This is a genomic window from Pseudomonadota bacterium (genome assembly GCA_039033415.1).
Taxonomy (GTDB): domain Bacteria; phylum Pseudomonadota; class Gammaproteobacteria; order Xanthomonadales; family SZUA-38; genus JANQOZ01.
In genome coordinates this window covers 78,444-95,038 of the sequence record JBCCCR010000024.1, presented here as the reverse complement: position 1 = coordinate 95,038, position 16,595 = coordinate 78,444, and the positions used below count along the sequence as shown (strand labels likewise).

Here is a 16,595-nt window from a genome sequence, read left to right as displayed (position 1 = left end):
CTTTTGAGCCTCACCTCAGCGGCGATCGAACAAAACCGCGTTACGGCGGTTATCGTCTCCCTGTCGATTCTGGCGGGGTTGATGGCCTACGCCGCGCTGCCCAAAGCCCAGGATCCTGGCTTCATCATCCGCACCGCGGTTGTCACCACGCAGCTGCCTGGCGCCAGCCCGGAGCGGGTCGAGCAGCTGGTAACCGACAAGATCGAAAAGAAAGCCCAGGAAATGCCGGAGGTCGACAACATCACGTCGGAATCCCGGACCGGCGTGTCGATCGTGAAGGTCAACTTCAAAGAAAGCTACAAGCAGATGCGGCCGATCTTCGACGATCTGCGCCGCAAGATCGAGGACGTGTCGCAGGACCTCCCCGACGGCGTCACCGGGCCTTTCGTCAACGACGAATATGGTGACGTGTTTGGCAGCGTTTATGCACTGGCCGGCGAAGGCTTCAGCAACGCGGAGCTGAAGGATGTCGCCGACGCGATCCGCGATCGGCTGCTGAAAGAACCGGACATCGCCAAGGTCAGCATCCACGGCGCCCAGGAAGAGGTGGTTTTTGTCGAGTTTGCGAACGCGCGACTCACCGAGCTCGGCCTGACACCACAGAGCTTGTCGAACGTCCTGGCCAGCCTGAATATCCTGTCCTCAGGCGGTAACCTGGTCAGCGGTCGCGAACGAATCGTGCTGGAACCCACCGGCAATCTCGAATCGCTGGAAGAGCTAAAGCGGACCGTCATCGAGCTGCCGGGAAACTCCGTGGTGTACCTCGGCGACATTGTCGAGATCTCGCGAGGCTATCGCGATCCACCCGAGAGCCTCACCTTCGTCAACGGCCGGCCCGCGCTAGCGCTGGGGATTTCCCTGCGCGACGGCGGCGACATCCTCAAGCTCGGGCAGCGGCTCGACGAGCTGATGCCACAAATCCAGGTCAGCTTTCCCTGGGGCATTCAGCTGGAAAAGATCTGGTTTCAGGCCGACCTCGTCACCAAGAGCGTCAACGATTTCACCAGCAACCTGCTGCAGGCTATCGGGATTGTTGTGCTGGTGATGATCGGCTTCCTGGGCCTGCGAACCGGTCTGGTTGTGGCTGCCCTAATCCCGAGCACGATGATCATCACGTTTTTTGTGATGCAGCTTGCGGGCATCACCGTCAATCAGATTTCCCTGGCAGCCCTGATTATTGCGCTGGGCCTGCTGGTGGATAACGCCATTGTGATGGTGGAGTCGGTGCTGGTAAAACGCGAGCGCGGCATGGGGGCGATCGATGCCGCCGTGGAAGCGGGCTCGGAGCTGAAGGCCCCCCTGCTGGTGTCGTCGCTTACAACCGGCGCGGCCTTTATGCCCATTGGCCTCGCCGAATCGGCTGTCGGTGAATACACGGCAGATATCTTCTACGTTGTCACCATCGCTCTGCTGATCTCGTGGCTGCTGGCGATGACCATCATCCCGCTGCTGACAACCGCCGTGCTGAAGGTTAAACCCCTGGCGGCCGACGACGGTGAGGACGACTACGGCGGCAGGTGGTACAACCTTTATCGGTCGATCCTGAGCCTGGCACTTGGCAACCGCCTGCTCTTTCTCGGCGCGGTCGCCGGCAGCTTCGTCGGCGCCATTATGCTGCTCGGCTTCGTGCCCTCCCAGTTCATTGCGCCGTCGGAAGACCCGGTGTTTACCGGCAAGCTGGAAATGCCGCTGGGCACCTCCGTGGAAACCAGCGAGACCGTCGTGCGCGACCTGAATCGGTTTGTTGAGACGACCTACTATCAGCCGGCCAGCGGAGAACCGCTGCTCCAGAGCTGGATGGTTTTTGTCGGCGAAGGCGGTCCGAGATTCACGCTGGGGCTTGATCCGCCGACGAAAAATCCCGCCAACTCGTTCCTCATCGGCAATACCGTGGATGGCCAGGACGTTGAGGAGGTCATCCCGGCGGTCCAGGATTACCTCTTCGCGCGGCATCCGGATATGGGTAATCAGCTGGCGCGGCTCGAGAACGGCCCGCCCGTGGGTTACCCGATTCAAATTCGCCTTTCGGGTCCGGAGTTCAACAGCCTCTATGAACTGGCCAGCACCATCACCGACAAGCTCTATAGCTACGCCGGTGTCCTTGCGGTCAAAAACACCTGGGGACTGCAAACGAAAAAGTTGATCGTGGCGATCGATCAGGACCGCGCGCTTCGCGCCGGCGTAACCAGCAGCGACGTCGCGTACTCGTTGCGCGCCGGCCTCACTGGCATCGAACTCACCCAGTACCGCGAAGGAGACCAGGAGATTCCGGTGACCCTTCGCTCGGTGGCATCCGACCGGCAGGACATCAGCAAGCTGGACGGGCTCAGCATCTACTCACAGACCCGCGGCACTCCGGTGCCCCTAAAGCAGGTCGCGGATATCCGCCTGTCTTTTGAACCCGGCATCATCGAGCGACGGGACCGTGACCGCACCCTGACCCTCAAAACGCAGCTCAAGGAGGGCGTAACGGCAACGGAGGTCAACGCGGATCTGATTCCCTGGCTGGCCGCGCTCGAACTCCCTCAGGGCTACGGATACGAAATCGGCGGGGAGTCCGAGACCTCGGGTGACGCCAACGCCTCGATCGTCGCCAAGCTGCCGCTGGCGCTGATGGTGATCATCCTGCTGCTGGTGTATCAGTTCAATTCGGTGCGTCGACCGATCATCATCCTGCTGACGATTCCGCTCGGCATGATTGGCGTGACGTTGGGCCTGCTTGTCGCCAACTCGAGCATGGGGTTTTTCACGCTGCTGGGCATCATTGCCCTGTCCGGCATCATCATTAACAACGCAATTGTTCTGATCGACCGCATCAAGACGGAGATCGAGGCGCTGGGCAAAGCGCCGCAGGAAGCGGTGGTGGCGGCCTGCGTGCAGCGTTTTCGACCCATCATGCTCACCACCGCCACGACCGTCCTGGGGATGATGCCCCTGTGGTGGGGCGGGACCGCGATGTTTAAACCGATGGCCATCACGCTGATTTTCGGACTGCTGTTTGCCACCCTGCTGACCCTGCTGGTGGTGCCGGTGCTGTACTCGCTACTGTTCGGCGTTCGATACGATAGCGCTGAGGCGGCACGAGCCGCGGGCTGAGAATCCGCCGGAGTTAAACCACTCGGAGGCGGTCAGCGGCAAAGTTTTCGAAGCGGGTGTACTGGCCCAGAAAGGTTAACGGTACGGTGCCCGTGGAGCCGTTGCGCTGTTTGCCCAGGATTATCTCGGCCTTGCCCTTATCCGGGCTGTCCTCGTTGTAGACCTCGTCACGGTAGATGAACGCGATGACGTCGGCGTCCTGCTCAATCGAGCCAGACTCGCGAAGGTCCGCCATCACGGGTCGCTTGTTTGGCCGCTGCTCGAGGGCACGATTGAGCTGCGAAAGTGCAATCACCGGGACGTTCAGCTCCTTGGCAAGCGCCTTCAGGGAGCGGGAGATCTCTGCAATTTCGGTAGCACGGTTTTCGCTGTTCCCCGGCACCTGCATCAGCTGCAGGTAGTCGATCACAATCAGGCCCAGATCGTGTTCACGCTTCAGCCGGCGTGCCCGGGCGCGCAGCTCGGTGGGTGAAAGCGCCGGCGTTTCGTCGATAAACAGATTGGTATTGACCAGCATGTTCATAGCAGACGTCAGTCGCGGCCAGTCGTCGTCGTGCAGATTGCCGGTACGCAGCCGCTGCTGGTTGATCCGTCCAAGGCTCGACAGGAGCCGCATGACGAGCTGGTGCGAGGACATCTCCATGGAGAAAACAGCGACCGTCTCGCCACCGGAAATTGCTGCGTGCTCGGCGATATTCAGGGCGAAGCTGGTCTTGCCCATCGCCGGCCGGCCGGCCACGATAATCAGGTCTGATCGCTGTAGCCCGGCGGTCTTTTCGTCCAGATCATGAAAGCCCGTGGCGACACCCGTAATATTGCCGTCCATCTCGGTGAGATACTCGATCTGGCGGAAGGCTTCTTTGACGCCCTCGCGGACGTGCTCAAATCCCGCCTGCTGGCGAGCGCCTTTGTCGCGAATATCGAAGACTTTCTTTTCGGCAGACTCCAAAAGGTCAGCGCTGCTGCGCCCTTCGGGATGGAACGCATCGCCGGCGATCTCATGGCTGACGTCGATCAGCTGCCGCAAAATCGACTTTTCGCGAACAATCTTGGCGTAAGCCTGGATGTTGGCCGCACTCGGCGTGTTGTTCGCCAGCGATATCAGGTAAGCCGGTCCGCCGGCATGATCCGACTGTTCGTTAGACTCGAACCACTCGCCTAACGTGATAGCGTCACATGGCTGGTCGTTCTGATGGAGATGGCTCATCGCGCGGAAGATCACGCGGTGGTCGCGCCGGTAAAAATCGTCCTCGGTAACCAGGTCTGCGACCTGATCCCAGGCTTCCGTGCTGATCATGAGCCCGCCGAGCACCGCCTGTTCCGCCTCGACGGAGTGCGGCGGGACTCGGATGGACTCGGCGCTAACGGCCAAGGTCCACCTCGGCGCGAACAAGATTATGAGCGCGCAGCCAGCTGCCGCTCACCCCGGGTGCTGGACCCGGTCGCCTGGCGGGTGGCTTGCTCAGCAGCACCCGATCAGGTTTCGTCGCCGGCGACTACCAGATTGATCTGCGCATCAACGCCTGCGTAGAAATGCAGGTCGATGGTGTACTCACCTGCCTGACGAATCAGGCCTTCCGGCAGCAGCACTTCGCTCTTGTCAACGGCAAACCCGCCGGCGGTCAGTGCGTCCGCGATCTCTCGCGTTCCAACCGACCCATACAGCTTGCCTTCCGCACTGGAGTTAGCGTGAATCGTGATCGTTTGGTCAGCCACCGCATCGCGTCGAGCCGAAGCGGCGTTTTCGCGCTCCGCGGCACGGGCTTCAAGCTCCGCCCGGCGGGCTTCGAAGTGCTCGCGATTAGCTTTGGTCGCGGGAACCGCCTTGCCCTGGGGAACCAGAAAGTTGCGGCCATAGCCGGCCTTCACCTTGACCACGTCACCCAGGCCACCGAGATTCTGAATGTTTTCCAGCAGAATCAATTCCATTGTCTTGCCTCACGTTCGTTGGCGTTGCTGCACAACGCCGGGTTACTCGCTATTCGCCGCCGGCCTCCGAGGAGCCTCGCCGTCGAAAATCCAAATACTCATTCAACATGGCCGCCAGCGGAAACAACAAAAACAACATGTTGTTCCCACCCCAGGTCAGCACACACAGCACGTATGCTGCCCAAAGCCACGCGGTGCCCAGGCCCGCCCGTGCGACCAGCCAGTGGATCAGCGCAAACGCCGGCACCAGCCACACGTACAGCAGGACCGCCGCGATACTCAGCGGCAGGTCCAGGCCAAGGGCGGCGGCCAGCATAAACGCGGCGGCCGAACCCAGCGCCAGAGGCCTGCCCAGGGTTAACGCCTGGAACTCCTGGCGAAATCCATCCGGATTCACCAGGCGAGCCTGCCAGCTGCGCCCCCAAAAGAGGCTCAGCGTGAGCAGCAGAAACAGGCTGCCAAAAAACTGGCCCGTCACACCGCGCCACTGGAGCGCCTCAGCCATGGCGCCGAGCTGGGCCGCCATATCGCTCTGGCCTGACTCGGCGGCGGCCTGCACCACCTCGTCAAATAACGCCCGCCAGAACTGTTCCGGGCTGTCTACGGCAAGCCAGAACAGCAGCAGGGCCAGCAGGGCCAGCGCCGCCATGGTCCAGACGCTCAACGTCAAGCTCCGACCGGTGTCCAGAGTCCAGGCACTCATCAGTGCCGCCCCCAGAAACGCCGCCGGCAGCAGCATCCCGTTACCGGGTGGGTAGCCCGCTGCAGCGGTCATCACCGCCAGCAGGATCAGGCCGGCTGCGGACACCAGCAGTCCCTCCGTGATGCCCTTCCTCAAGGCGACAAAAGCCGCCACGGCCCCCGCCAGCACCAGCCCTAGCGGCAGCAGCGCCGCAACAACAAGCCCCAGCGCAAGCGCCAGGACCGCCGAGACCCGGCTGCGGTCGATCAGAGGGGCCAGCAAGCTAGCTCCTCGCCGTCGCTACCCGGAGACCAGCGGACTCCGTGCGGACCAGGGTTCGCCACGGACGCCGCTTGGGTCGCTCGCCCTTAGTGGTTATCGGTGTAGGGCAGCAGCGCTAGGTAGCGCGCCCGCTTTACGGCAGTAGCCAGCTGTCGCTGGTAACGGGCTTTGGTTCCGGTGATCCGACTGGGGACAATCTTTCCGGACTCGCCGACGTACTGCTTGAGGGTGGCCAGGTCCTTGTAATCGATTTCCTTAACGCCATCGGCGGTGAAGCGGCAGAACTTTCTGCGACGGAAAAAACGCGCCATGATCAGGCCTCCTGCTCGGTATTGGTTTCTGAATCTGCGCTGTCCTCAGGCTCAGCGGCGGGCGCTTCTTCGCTGCCGGCATCCGCTTCTTCGGCAGCGCTCTCAGCGGCTTTTTTCTCCGCGTCAGCCGCAGCCTGAGCACGAGCCGCCGCGCTGGCAGCCTGGCGCTCGGCCTCCGCCTTTTCCCGCTGGTCTTTCTCTTCCTTGGCTTTCAGCATCAGCGAAGATTCGGAGATCGGTTCGTTGCGTCGGATGACCATGTTCCGCAGCACGGCGTCGTTAAAGCGGAAGGCCGACTCGATTTCCGCGAGGACCTCAGCGCTACACTCGACGTTCATCATGACGTAGTGCGCCTTGGCGAGTTTTTGAATGGGGTAAGCAAGCTGGCGACGGCCCCAGTCTTCCAGTCGGTGGATGACGCCTTCGCCGCCTTCGATGATGCCGCGATAGCGTTCGACCATGGCCGGCACCTGTTCGCTCTGGTCCGGGTGGACCAGAAACACGATTTCGTAATGTCTCATTGTGTGTCCTTTCGGTTTACGCCCCCTGAGCCGCCCTTCGCGGGCTCTCGAGTGGAGCAAGGAATCAGACTCGTCAGCAAAGCTGACCAGCCAAGCCGCGCGATTCTACGCCTTTTGGCAGGCGCTGCGCAAGTCAACATGATGGGCGCGACGGGTCGTCGCGACGAGGGTTAGGCCTGCTCTTCGGCCAGGGTAAAGCTCTCACCACAGCCACAAGCCTCGCCGGCCTGTGGATTGTCAAAGACAAACACCCGATTGAGGCCCTGCGTGACAAAATCGATCCGGGTGCCGGCGAGCAGCGGCATCAGCTCCCGCCGAACCACCAGGGTCACGTCGTCCTGCTGAAACGCCTGGTCGAGCTCCGCGTCGACGCCGTCGGCCAGCGTCACCTCATGGGCGTAGCCTGAGCAGCCGGTGCGCGTCAGGTCCAGGCGCAGCGCTGGTTGTCCCTCGCGGGCCAGGTAGCGTCGCACGTGAGCCAGCGCCTCAGCGGTCATGCTGATGGCGGCGGCGTTGTCGGTGGCAGCGTTAGTTGCGTTCATACGAGTAATATGCGTGCTTCTGCCCTTCGGTTCAAGATCGACCCGGACGGCGCAACCGCGGGACGCTGGTCCCGCCTGTCCTCGCTGGTATGATCTGCCGTTTTCCCGAGCTTGGAAGCTGGCCCGTGACCGACAATCTTTCCGTAAAACAGCTGCTGGACGGCGCCCAGGCGACCGGCAGCGAAGTGACCGTCCAGGCGTGGGTGCGAACCCGGCGCGACTCCAAGGCGGGTTTTTCATTTCTTCAGCTTTCCGACGGTTCCTGCTTCAGCGGCATCCAGGCTGTCGTCGATGCCGACATGGATAACTATGCCAGCGAGGTTCAGAAGCTGACCGCCGGCTGTTCGGTGGCGGTTCGGGGCACGCTGGTGGAATCCAAAGGCCGAGGACAGTCGCTCGAGATCCAGGCGGCCGAGGTGCGGGTGCTGGGCTGGGTCGAAGACCCCGACACCTATCCGATCTCACCCAAGCAGCACAGCTTTGAGTATCTTCGTGAGGTGGCCCACCTACGGCCGCGAACCAACACCTTTGGCGCCATGACGCGGGTGCGCCATACGGTCGCGCAGGCCATCCATCGCTATTTCCATGAGCAGGGCTATTTCTGGGTTAACACCCCGATCATCACCGCCAGCGACGCTGAGGGAGCCGGAGAACTTTTTCGGGTCAGCACCCTGGATCTCGCTAACCTGCCGAGAAAGGACGACGGCACCGTGGCGTTTGAGGAAGATTTTTTTGGCCGCGAGACCTTCCTGACGGTCTCGGGCCAGCTCAACGTTGAGGCATATTGTCTGGCGCTGAGCAAGGTTTACACCTTCGGCCCAACCTTCCGCGCGGAAAACTCAAATACTTCGCGGCACCTGGCCGAGTTCTGGATGATCGAACCCGAGCTTGCCTTTGCCGACCTCGGCGACCTGGCCGACCTCGCCGAGACGTTCCTGAAGTACGTTTTTGCCGCCGTGCTGGACGAATGCGCGGACGACATGGCGTTTTTTCAGAAGCACATCGAGAGCAACGCGATCAAACGCCTGGAGCAGATCCTGACCGGCGACTTTGCTCGCATGGATTACAGCGAAGCCATCGAGCTGCTGACCAAGGTGCAAAAGCGCTTTGAGTACCCGGTTAAGTGGGGTCTCGACCTGCAGACTGAACACGAGCGATTTCTCAGCGAGCAATATGCCCGCCGGCCCGTGGTTGTCATGAACTACCCGACGGAGATCAAGGCCTTCTACATGCGCATGAACGACGACCAGAAGACCGTTGCCGCGATGGACGTGCTGGCCCCGGGCATCGGCGAAATCATCGGCGGTTCCCAGCGCGAAGAGCGGCTGGACGTGCTCGAACAGCGTATGGCGGCCCACGACATGGATCTGAACCAGTACAGCTGGTTCCTCGACCTCCGCCGCTACGGCACGGTGCCACACGCCGGCTTTGGCCTCGGATTTGAACGCCTCGTCAGCTATATCACGGGCATGCAGAACATCCGGGACGTGATCCCCTACCCCCGCGTCCCCGGCAACGCCGATTTTTAGCGGATTTCGAGGACGTCACGGCGTCTCGTAGCCGAAAAATTCGCAATAGGGGCGCAGCTCGTCCATCACGGGTTCAAGCTCGGCCCGGTAGTTGCGCCAGCGGTAGCTCGAGCTGGCGTAAAGCGGCTGACTCACCTGGTGATAGCTGGGCGTGTTGATGAGGCCGCGGCCGCGAGCCTGGCCCACGTTGTCCAGCACGGCTTCGTCCCAGGGCAGCTTCAGGAACGCAAGCAGCGAGCGCATCCGCTCCTCGGGCGCGACGACCAGCTCCTCGTACCGACTCTCAATAACGTTGAGCGGCAGCAGCGCTCGGTATTGCTGCCACAGGTCCATCACTCGCCGGTATACCTCGCTGACCCCTTGTAGCGTGGCGTAGCGCAACATGAAGGGTGACAGCGTGAAATCCTGCATTAAGCAGCTCAGCACCACGTCGAGCGGGTGCCGCAGCGCAAAGATGACGGGGGCCGTCGGAAACATCCGCTGAATCAGCCCCAGATGGACCGTGTGCAGCGGCGATTTGTCGAGCAGCACCCGGCCGTCAACCGGGGTGAAGCCTGCCAGCCGCTGGACTTCGGACCAGTAGCGCTCGCGCCAGGCGGCCACGGTGTCAGCGGTGGCCGTCTCCAGCAGCTCCGGGTAGCCCCGGATTTCACCCACCACCGCGTTGAGCGCCGGCTGCTCCTCCATCACCTGTACCTGAGGATGGGCCCCCAGCATCGTGTCCAGCAAGGTGGTGCCCGACCGCTGGAAGCTGAGCAGAAAGACCGGCTCGGCATAGGAACCCGACTCAGGCTCCGGCCAGCGATCGACAAAAGCTGAGGTGAAAGACTCGAGCAGCCGACCCATGGCCGGGAACAGCTGGTCGGTCTCCGGGTTGCCACGGCGCCATTCTTCCGCGGCCATGGCGTTGCCTTGCTCGTAGTGCTCAAACGCCGCTGAGAATCGGCCGAGCCGATCCAGGATCTGTCCTCGCAGAAAATGCCCATCCCGCGCGACCTGGGTCGGGGCTGTCGGCGAGAGCGTCTCGAGCGCGGCCAGCGCTTCCGGGTAGCGCTTCTGGCGTTGCCATAACCTGGCCTGGGTGAGCGCCAGACCGCTGTGATCCGGGAAGCGCTCCTGCGCCGCTGCCAGCGTCTCCGAGCAGGCGTCAAGGCGATTGGCCAGCTCCAGCAGGGCCGCCAGATTGGCCCAGGCCACCACCAGCGCAGGATCAAGATCCAGCGCACACCGCAGCGCCTCTTCGCTCTCCTCCAGCCGGCCCAGGGCGGTCAGCTGGGAACCCAGACTGTTCCACGCTTCAGCCGACTCTGGCGCCAGCTCCGTGGCGCGGGTCGCCGCTGCCAGCGCCTCGTCAAAACGGTTGAGGCCCGCCAGGGCCTGTCCCTGCAGGCGCCACGCCGTGGCGTTGCCGCGATCGAGCTGCGTCGCCTGGGTCAGTGCCGGCAGCGCCGCCGCGGCGTGACCCAACTCTAGCTGCACCGAACCGAAGGCGGTCAGGGCCTGTTCATAGGCCGGCTGACGCCGCAGCGCTTCACCGTAGGCGTCCCGAGCGGCCTCAAGACGCGCTTCGGCAAGCTCGAGATTCCCAAGATTAAACCAGGCACGCGCGTGGTCTGGCGCCCGCTTCAGCAGCGCCTGATAGCTGCTCCGCGCTTCGTCCATGCGGCCCAGGGCCAGCAGGGCGCTGCCGCGGTTATTGAGCGCCGCCAGATGGGTGGGATCGATCGCCAGGACCTGCTCGAACCGCTTTAGCGCTTCGGCCGGTAGATCCTGACTCAGGAGAGCGCTGGCATGGTTGTAGCGCACCTCGATATCCCGGGGGCGCTCGCTTACCAGCTCGTCCAGCAGCCGGCTGCCAGACGCAACCTCGCCGGCAGTGATGAGCGCTACCCCGAGGAGATGCTCACAGTCGGGGTGCCCGGGGTGCGCCGCCAGCAGCTTTTGGCACGTCTCCACCGCCTGTGCCGCCTGACCGTCGTTCAGCGCCCGCGCTGCCTGCTGAAGCGCTTTGTTCATCTCGGGAGTCATGTCGTCGACGGTGGCGGTGATCTCACCTTAAATCGGGTCGCCACAGTACTGTTGCTGACATGCCGTTCGCAAGCCCCTGACAGCACCGCGCGTCGCCGGCCAATGCCATCGGCACGCGGCGTGATACATTCCGCGCCATGACGCGGACAGACTCCATCGGCGATACGCGGTCGGTCACTATCGTCGGCGCCGGTTTGGCCGGCAGCCTGCTGGCAATCTACCTGGCGCGCCGCGGCTTTGCCGTCGAGCTATTCGAGCGTGATCCTGATCCGAGGACACTCGCTGACGGCAACGAAGGCCGATCCATCAACCTGGCGCTGGCCAATCGTGGCATCGCGGCGCTCCGGGGAGTCGGCCTGCAGCACCGGGTCGGCGCTATCGCGCTGCCGATGGCCGGTCGGATGGTCCATCTGCCCGGTCAGGAGCCGACGCTGCTGCCGTATGGGCAAAGCAGCGCAGAGGTGATCTATTCGGTCCATCGCTCGGAGCTGAACCAAACCCTGCTGGATGCCGCCGAACGCACTCGGCGGGTGCGCTGTCACTTTCGCCAGCGCCTGGACAACCTCGACCTGACCGGAGGCGTCGGACATTTTGTCGACGAAAGCTCCGGCCGGGAGTACCAGCTGCCGCTCGGCCCCACGATCGGTGCTGACGGCGTGGGCTCGCGCGTCCGGCGGGCCATCGAAAGCGTCACCGGCGGCGCCAGCCGCAGCGACCTGCTCGATCATGGCTACCGGGAATTTCAGATTGCTCCCGACGACAACGGCCGGCACGCGATGAGCCCTGGGGCGTTACACATCTGGCCCCGAGGCGAGCTGATGCTCATCGCGCTTCCCAACACCGACGGCAGCTTCACCGCCACGCTGTTTATGGCGCGGGAGGGCGCCACCTCATTCGCCAGCTTCAAGGAGCCCGTCGCCATGGCTCGATTTCTCGAAGACGCGTTTCCGGACGTCGCCGCCCGGCTTGAAGCGCCAAACGCCAAGCAGCCCACGGTTGGGGTCCTGGGCTCACTCTACTGCAACCCCTGGCACCATGAGGGCAACGCCCTGGTGGTCGGAGACGCCGCCCACGCCATCGTGCCGTTCCACGGGCAGGGGATGAACTGCGCGTTTGAGGACGTCGCCGAACTCGATCGATGTATCACCGATTCGACGCATTGGTCCCAGGCCTTTCGACGCTTCCAGGTGCGCCGGCAGGACAACGCACGCGCGATTGCCGAGATGGCGCTGGAAAACTATCACGAGATGCGCAGCGCGGTGGCCGATCCGGGCTACCGCCTGCGGCGGGCACTCGAACAGGCGCTGGAACGTCGTTTCCCAGAGCGCTTTGTGCCGCGCTATTCCCTGGTGATGTTCCGCCAGCTGGATTACAGCCGTGCGCAGGAGCGCGGTCGGATCAATCTGAGCATTTTGCACGCCCTGACCGAGGACATCAGCTCGCTGGAAGATGTGGACTGGGCGCGCGCCGAAACGCTGGTTGAGCGATCACTTGAGCCGCTCAGCCCAGCCTAGGTGAAGGTCTTACAGGTCGCGGGCAACCCGGAAGCCAACGAGCGGGCTGGCTCGCTGGGCTGACGCGGAAGCTCTGCTGGCTGAGCGGGCCATGGTCGGCGCCACGGCCCAGCCGCCGCCGCGCAGCGATCGATTGCTGCAGGGTCTGACCTGCCACGCGCGACCGTCGCCGGGGGTGTTTTCCAGCGAATCCTCAAAGCAATCGGCGGTCCACTCGAGCACATTGCCGCCGAGGTCATGAACGTTCCAGGGATTCGGCTGGAAGCTGGCCGCCGGGGCGGGCCCCCAGAATCCGTCACCGTAGCGGCTGAAGGCGTTGGGCCAGCTCCAGTCGCGAAACTGATCACGGGCGCCGGTCAAATTCTCCAATGCATCCGGTGGTGAACCCTCACCCCAATAGTAGGGGTCAGTGGTACCGGCTCGCTGGGCGTACTCAAACTCCGCCTCTGACGGCAGTCGATAGCTTTGCCCGGTCTGTTCGCTAAGCCAGCGGGCGTAGGCGCTCGCATCGTCCCACGACACGTGGATCGCCGGCAGATCCCCATCCGCCGGATCGCCGGAGTAATCGTCGCGAAAGGTCACGCTGGCCTCGCTGAAGCCACCGCTGTCCCCGTCATAGACCTGGCTAGCACCGCCTCGCTCCGGGGCAGTCTGATAGCCGGTCGCCGCCACAAAAGCCGCAAACTGCGCCACCGTAATCTCCGTCCGGGCCAACGCAAATGGAAGGTTAAACGTGATCTCCCGGGTTGGCCCCTCCCGCTCGTTTCGGCCCTCCTCGCCGGCGGGTGAACCCATAAAGAATCGACCCGACGGGATCACGACCATACTCGGACCGCTGATTCCGGTACCCAGGTTGTCCGCGAAGATGCTGCCCGGCTCGTAGCTCAGAATCAGACGGCGCCGCTCGACACGAGCCTGCAGCGGCTGGAGATCCCCAGGGTAGCCGGTGCTGGCCAGTGCGACGAGGCCCTGCTCCACCTGCGCCAGCTCGTCGCTTGCCAGCAGGCGTTCAAGCTCCGCCAGGTCAGAGCGCCAGCCATCAGCCTGTCGAGCCGTGACCTGCTCACGGAGCGCCGCCAGCTGCGCCGGATCGATGACCTGACTCTCGGTTGCCGCCGCCGCGGAGTCGGTCAGGTCGAGCAGCTCAAACGCGGTTTGATAATCGTCGCTCTGGGCGGCGGCGAGCACCTGCTCAGATACCGAGGCCAGCAGCGACTCAGCTCCGGCAAGGGCCGCGGCGTTCTGCGGGTCCAGCAGCAGCATCTGGTCCAGCACCCCAAGTGCGCTGCTTTCCAGCGGCATCAGCAGCACGCCGGCGGTCTGCGCCGCCTCCAGACTGGCGGACAGGGCCTCGAGCCGACCGGTGCGATCGAGCCGATCTCGAAGCTCAGCCAGCGCGGGAGAACGGGGACGAAACTCCGAAACCGTGGTGGCGGTCGCCTGCGCCGCCCGCCGATTGCCGGCAGCGAGCTGCTGACTGGCGCTGTCGATCAGGCGCTGCGCCACCGTATCCAGGCCGGCTTCCGCCTCGGCATTGCCAGGATCCACAGCCAAAGCCTGGCGAAAATAGTTGAGGGCACTCGCGTCGAAGGGCGTGAGAAGGTTTCCGGCGTCCAGGGCGTTGCGGCCGAGCGAGAGCTTACGCCGGAGCTCGTCGCTGCGATCAGCCGGAGATTGCGTGCCGGGTGTCCACTCCTGGCCAGGATCGACCGCAAGTGAATCGCCCAGGCGCGCCGGGCGCCGTTCCGGCGCTGGGCCTGGAGCGGCCGAACCTTCGGAGCTGGCGCTATCGCCGGTCTGAGCCCAAACCGGTCCTGCACCGCTGATCAAAACGATCAGCAGAGCCGCCAGCCGTCCTGCGTAGGGCTCCAGCCTGATATGTCGTTTTGTTGTCATTGCATGCGCCTGAGCGCAACACCTTCCCACGTCGAGTTTGTCAAATGGCGGCCTGGGGCGCAAACCGGATGCCGAACTGGGCGTTTTCGGCAACCCGGGTGTATCGCCGGTCGGTGCAAAAAAGCGCCCGCCACAGCACGGGACACCCGTCGGTTCTCGAGATGCCTAAGGACCCGCCAGCAGGTACCTGCGGAACGTTACAGCTCGCGCAGGACTCGAAACCCAACCAGACAGGAGGCGGCGATCGGCCGTGCGGCGGCCCGGAACGCGGAGCGAGCCGCCAGGGGCTGGCTGGCCCACGACGCGCCTCGCAGGACCCGCAGCTCACACGAATCGGTATCGAAGGCTGAGCCGTCCTTGGGCAGTCGGGACAGATCCGCCTGGTAACAGTCCTCGACCCATTCGGAAACGTTGCCGCCCATGTCGAAGAGCTCAAAGGGATTGGCGTCGAAACTGGCGACCGGCGCTGGCCCCCAATGATTGTCACCGTAGCGTCGAAACGCTGTGGGCCAGCGCAGGCCGTCGAGCTGATCGCGCGCGCCGGTCAGGTTTTCCTGGCGTCGCTTCGGGGCACCTTCCCCCCACCAATAGGTGCTCGTGGAGCCAGCCCGGAGCGCATATTCAAATTCGGCCTCCGAAGGCAGGCGATAGCGTTCACCCGTCGAGGCGCTCAGCCACGCCACGTAGGCTCTGGCGTCATTGTGTGAGACGTGGACCACAGGAAGCGTAGATTTCGCGGGTCGACCACGATAGTCCATCTCCCAGGTCACCCGCTTGCGCTCTACTACGCCGCCAGCGGCCGGATCGAAGACCGTGGAGCCACCGCTCTTTTCAGCGTCTGTGCGGTAGTCAGTCGCCCTCACAAATTCGCGAAACTCCGCCACCGTCACCTCCGTCGGCGCCAGGGCGTAAGGGAGGATAAAGCGCACCGGCTGACGCGGTCCCTCGCGCTCAGAACGGCCTTCCTCGTTCTCGGGTGACCCCATCAGAAAGCGGCCGCGGGGCACCACCACCGCCTCGCGAAGCAGCGCTTGGCCGTCGGCGCTGCCTTGATCTTCCACCGTTGAGCCGGGCGCGTACGCCAGTACCAGCTGACCGCCCTTAATTTGGTTCTCCAGCGCCGTCACCGGCTCGGAGAAGCCCAGCGTTCGAAGCTGGGAAAGCTGCTGCGACGCCAGTTCGTACTCCCCGTCATCTGCGAGCTTCTGGATCTGCCGGCGACGATCGTTGAACATCACGCGCTCCGCGCCGTCGGTGGCCACCCGCTGGGCAACCACCTTTTCTTCGGGATCGGAGCGCACCGAGAGCGCGCGTTCGAGCAGCTCCCGGGCCGCGGCAAACTTCTGGCTTCGCGTCAGCTCAGCGGCCCTCGCCAGCATCAGCCGTTCCAGGCCAGCGAGCCCAGCTAGCGCAGCCGGATGGTCCGCTTCGAGAGCCAGCGCCGCGTCGTATGCCACTTTGGCGCCGCCCTCACCCAGCAGCCGACCGGCCTCCGTGGCGTCAGCGGCCGCATTCAGCAGCTCACCGATCTGGCTATCCTTCAGCAGGAGTTGAGAAACTCGCTCAACCGCCGGATGCAGCGGGTCGATGGCGCGAAGTTCTGACAGACGTTCCGCCGCACCCTCACGGTCGCCGTCGGCGTAGGCTTTGGTGGTGCGTGCCGCCAGTGCCGTTGTCGCGTCAGCGATTCCGCTGATGGCCGTGGCGTTGCCGGGGTCGAGCTCCAGGATGGCCCGAAACCGATCCAGGGCTCCGGTCTCCGGCGTCATGATGTCGCCGCCGGCTAGCGCTCGGCGAGCCTCGCGGATCTGGCCCTCCAGCACCGAAGATCGAGTGTTTCGGCTGCCAGAACTCAGCTGAGGCGTCCACTCCTGGGAATTATCGACGTTGAGCGAATCGCCGAGCCGCCGAGGGCGAGGATCCACGGTGGGCACCACCGCGGGCAGACTGCCCTCGGCGATTCTCGCCTCCGCAGCTTCCGCCTGGGCACGGCCCGTTGCCGGCATCGATAGCAGCGCCGCCGCCAGCACCAGCGAAATAGCCACGCCGCGTACTTGCGGGTCTGTCGCTGGCACCACGCCAGCGTCGGCAGCGGTCGACGGACCGTCCGTGAAAGTCGAAGTGAGCAACACCCTGCTCATGATCATGCTACCCCCGTGCATAGTCTCATGAGCGCAAACTAATCTGACCTGCAAGGTCAGTTTGTGACGTAGGCACGCCCCGCGGCGCTTTTCTTCAGAAGAGATCTAGAAAAACGCTATAAAC

Annotated in this window: 12 protein-coding genes; 3 read left to right on the top strand and 9 right to left on the bottom strand. The window is 63.7% G+C overall.

Annotated features, from left to right (window positions below; all coding sequences use genetic code 11):
• Window positions 1-3: 3 nt before the first annotated feature.
• Complete coding sequence (locus AAF358_18830) at window positions 4-3,096, top strand: efflux RND transporter permease subunit (protein MEM7707614.1); 3,093 nt, start codon at window positions 4-6, stop codon at window positions 3,094-3,096.
• 13 nt (window positions 3,097-3,109) lie between these two features.
• Here the strand turns inward: AAF358_18830 and dnaB are convergent, their stop codons facing one another.
• The 6 genes from dnaB to AAF358_18800 all read right to left on the bottom strand — a co-directional run bounded on the left by dnaB (window position 3,110) and on the right by AAF358_18800 (window position 7,363).
• The gene (gene dnaB, locus AAF358_18825) at window positions 3,110-4,468 is read right to left on the bottom strand and encodes a replicative DNA helicase (protein MEM7707613.1); all 1,359 of its coding nucleotides are present in this window, start codon (window positions 4,466-4,468) and stop codon (window positions 3,110-3,112) included.
• Between the two features lie 104 nt (window positions 4,469-4,572).
• On the bottom strand, window positions 4,573-5,025 hold the full coding sequence (gene rplI / locus AAF358_18820; protein MEM7707612.1) for a 50S ribosomal protein L9: 453 nt from the start codon (window positions 5,023-5,025) through the stop codon (window positions 4,573-4,575).
• Window positions 5,026-5,074: 49 nt separating this feature from the next.
• Entirely contained in the window at window positions 5,075-5,989 is a 915-nt protein-coding gene (locus AAF358_18815) for a hypothetical protein (GenBank protein ID MEM7707611.1), read from the bottom strand.
• A gap of 86 nt (window positions 5,990-6,075) precedes the next feature.
• On the bottom strand, window positions 6,076-6,300 hold the full coding sequence (rpsR, locus tag AAF358_18810; GenBank protein ID MEM7707610.1) for a 30S ribosomal protein S18: 225 nt from the start codon (window positions 6,298-6,300) through the stop codon (window positions 6,076-6,078).
• A 2-nt stretch (window positions 6,301-6,302) separates the two neighbouring features.
• Window positions 6,303-6,821 (bottom strand): 30S ribosomal protein S6, encoded by a 519-nt coding sequence (rpsF, locus tag AAF358_18805; protein MEM7707609.1) that lies wholly within the window; start codon window positions 6,819-6,821, stop codon window positions 6,303-6,305.
• Between the two features lie 170 nt (window positions 6,822-6,991).
• Entirely contained in the window at window positions 6,992-7,363 is a 372-nt protein-coding gene (locus tag AAF358_18800) for an iron-sulfur cluster assembly accessory protein (GenBank protein ID MEM7707608.1), read from the bottom strand.
• A 125-nt stretch (window positions 7,364-7,488) separates the two neighbouring features.
• Here AAF358_18800 and asnS point away from each other — a divergent pair, with 125 nt between their 5' ends.
• Window positions 7,489-8,892: an asparagine--tRNA ligase gene (asnS, locus tag AAF358_18795; protein MEM7707607.1), complete on the top strand. Its 1,404-nt coding sequence runs from the start codon at window positions 7,489-7,491 to the stop codon at window positions 8,890-8,892.
• Window positions 8,893-8,907: 15 nt separating this feature from the next.
• Here the strand turns inward: asnS and AAF358_18790 are convergent, their stop codons facing one another.
• Window positions 8,908-10,908, bottom strand: a complete 2,001-nt coding sequence (locus AAF358_18790) for a sulfotransferase (GenBank protein MEM7707606.1) — start codon at window positions 10,906-10,908, stop codon at window positions 8,908-8,910.
• A gap of 149 nt (window positions 10,909-11,057) precedes the next feature.
• Here AAF358_18790 and AAF358_18785 point away from each other — a divergent pair, with 149 nt between their 5' ends.
• On the top strand, window positions 11,058-12,434 hold the full coding sequence (locus tag AAF358_18785; protein MEM7707605.1) for an NAD(P)/FAD-dependent oxidoreductase: 1,377 nt from the start codon (window positions 11,058-11,060) through the stop codon (window positions 12,432-12,434).
• Window positions 12,435-12,443: 9 nt separating this feature from the next.
• Here AAF358_18785 and AAF358_18780 read toward each other — a convergent pair whose 3' ends face one another.
• Both AAF358_18780 and AAF358_18775 read right to left on the bottom strand, forming a co-directional pair.
• Window positions 12,444-14,330, bottom strand: a complete 1,887-nt coding sequence (locus tag AAF358_18780; protein MEM7707604.1) for an SUMF1/EgtB/PvdO family nonheme iron enzyme — start codon at window positions 14,328-14,330, stop codon at window positions 12,444-12,446.
• A gap of 197 nt (window positions 14,331-14,527) precedes the next feature.
• Window positions 14,528-16,471 carry a formylglycine-generating enzyme family protein gene (locus AAF358_18775; GenBank protein ID MEM7707603.1) on the bottom strand — a complete coding sequence of 648 codons (1,944 nt, stop codon included), beginning with the start codon at window positions 16,469-16,471 and terminating at the stop codon, window positions 14,528-14,530.
• Window positions 16,472-16,595 lie beyond the last annotated feature (124 nt).

Coding starts and splice junctions, on each gene's coding strand:
- rplI (MEM7707612.1), bottom strand. CDS start 5,025: ATGGAATTGATTCTGCTGGAAAACATTCAGAATCTCGGTGGCCTGGGT.
- rpsR (MEM7707610.1), bottom strand. CDS start 6,300: ATGGCGCGTTTTTTCCGTCGCAGAAAGTTCTGCCGCTTCACCGCCGAT.
- rpsF (MEM7707609.1), bottom strand. CDS start 6,821: ATGAGACATTACGAAATCGTGTTTCTGGTCCACCCGGACCAGAGCGAA.
- AAF358_18800 (MEM7707608.1), bottom strand. CDS start 7,363: ATGAACGCAACTAACGCTGCCACCGACAACGCCGCCGCCATCAGCATG.
- AAF358_18790 (MEM7707606.1), bottom strand. CDS start 10,908: ATGAACAAAGCGCTTCAGCAGGCAGCGCGGGCGCTGAACGACGGTCAG.
- AAF358_18785 (MEM7707605.1), top strand. CDS start 11,058: ATGACGCGGACAGACTCCATCGGCGATACGCGGTCGGTCACTATCGTC.
- AAF358_18780 (MEM7707604.1), bottom strand. CDS start 14,330: ATGACAACAAAACGACATATCAGGCTGGAGCCCTACGCAGGACGGCTG.
- AAF358_18775 (MEM7707603.1), bottom strand. CDS start 16,471: ATGAGCAGGGTGTTGCTCACTTCGACTTTCACGGACGGTCCGTCGACC.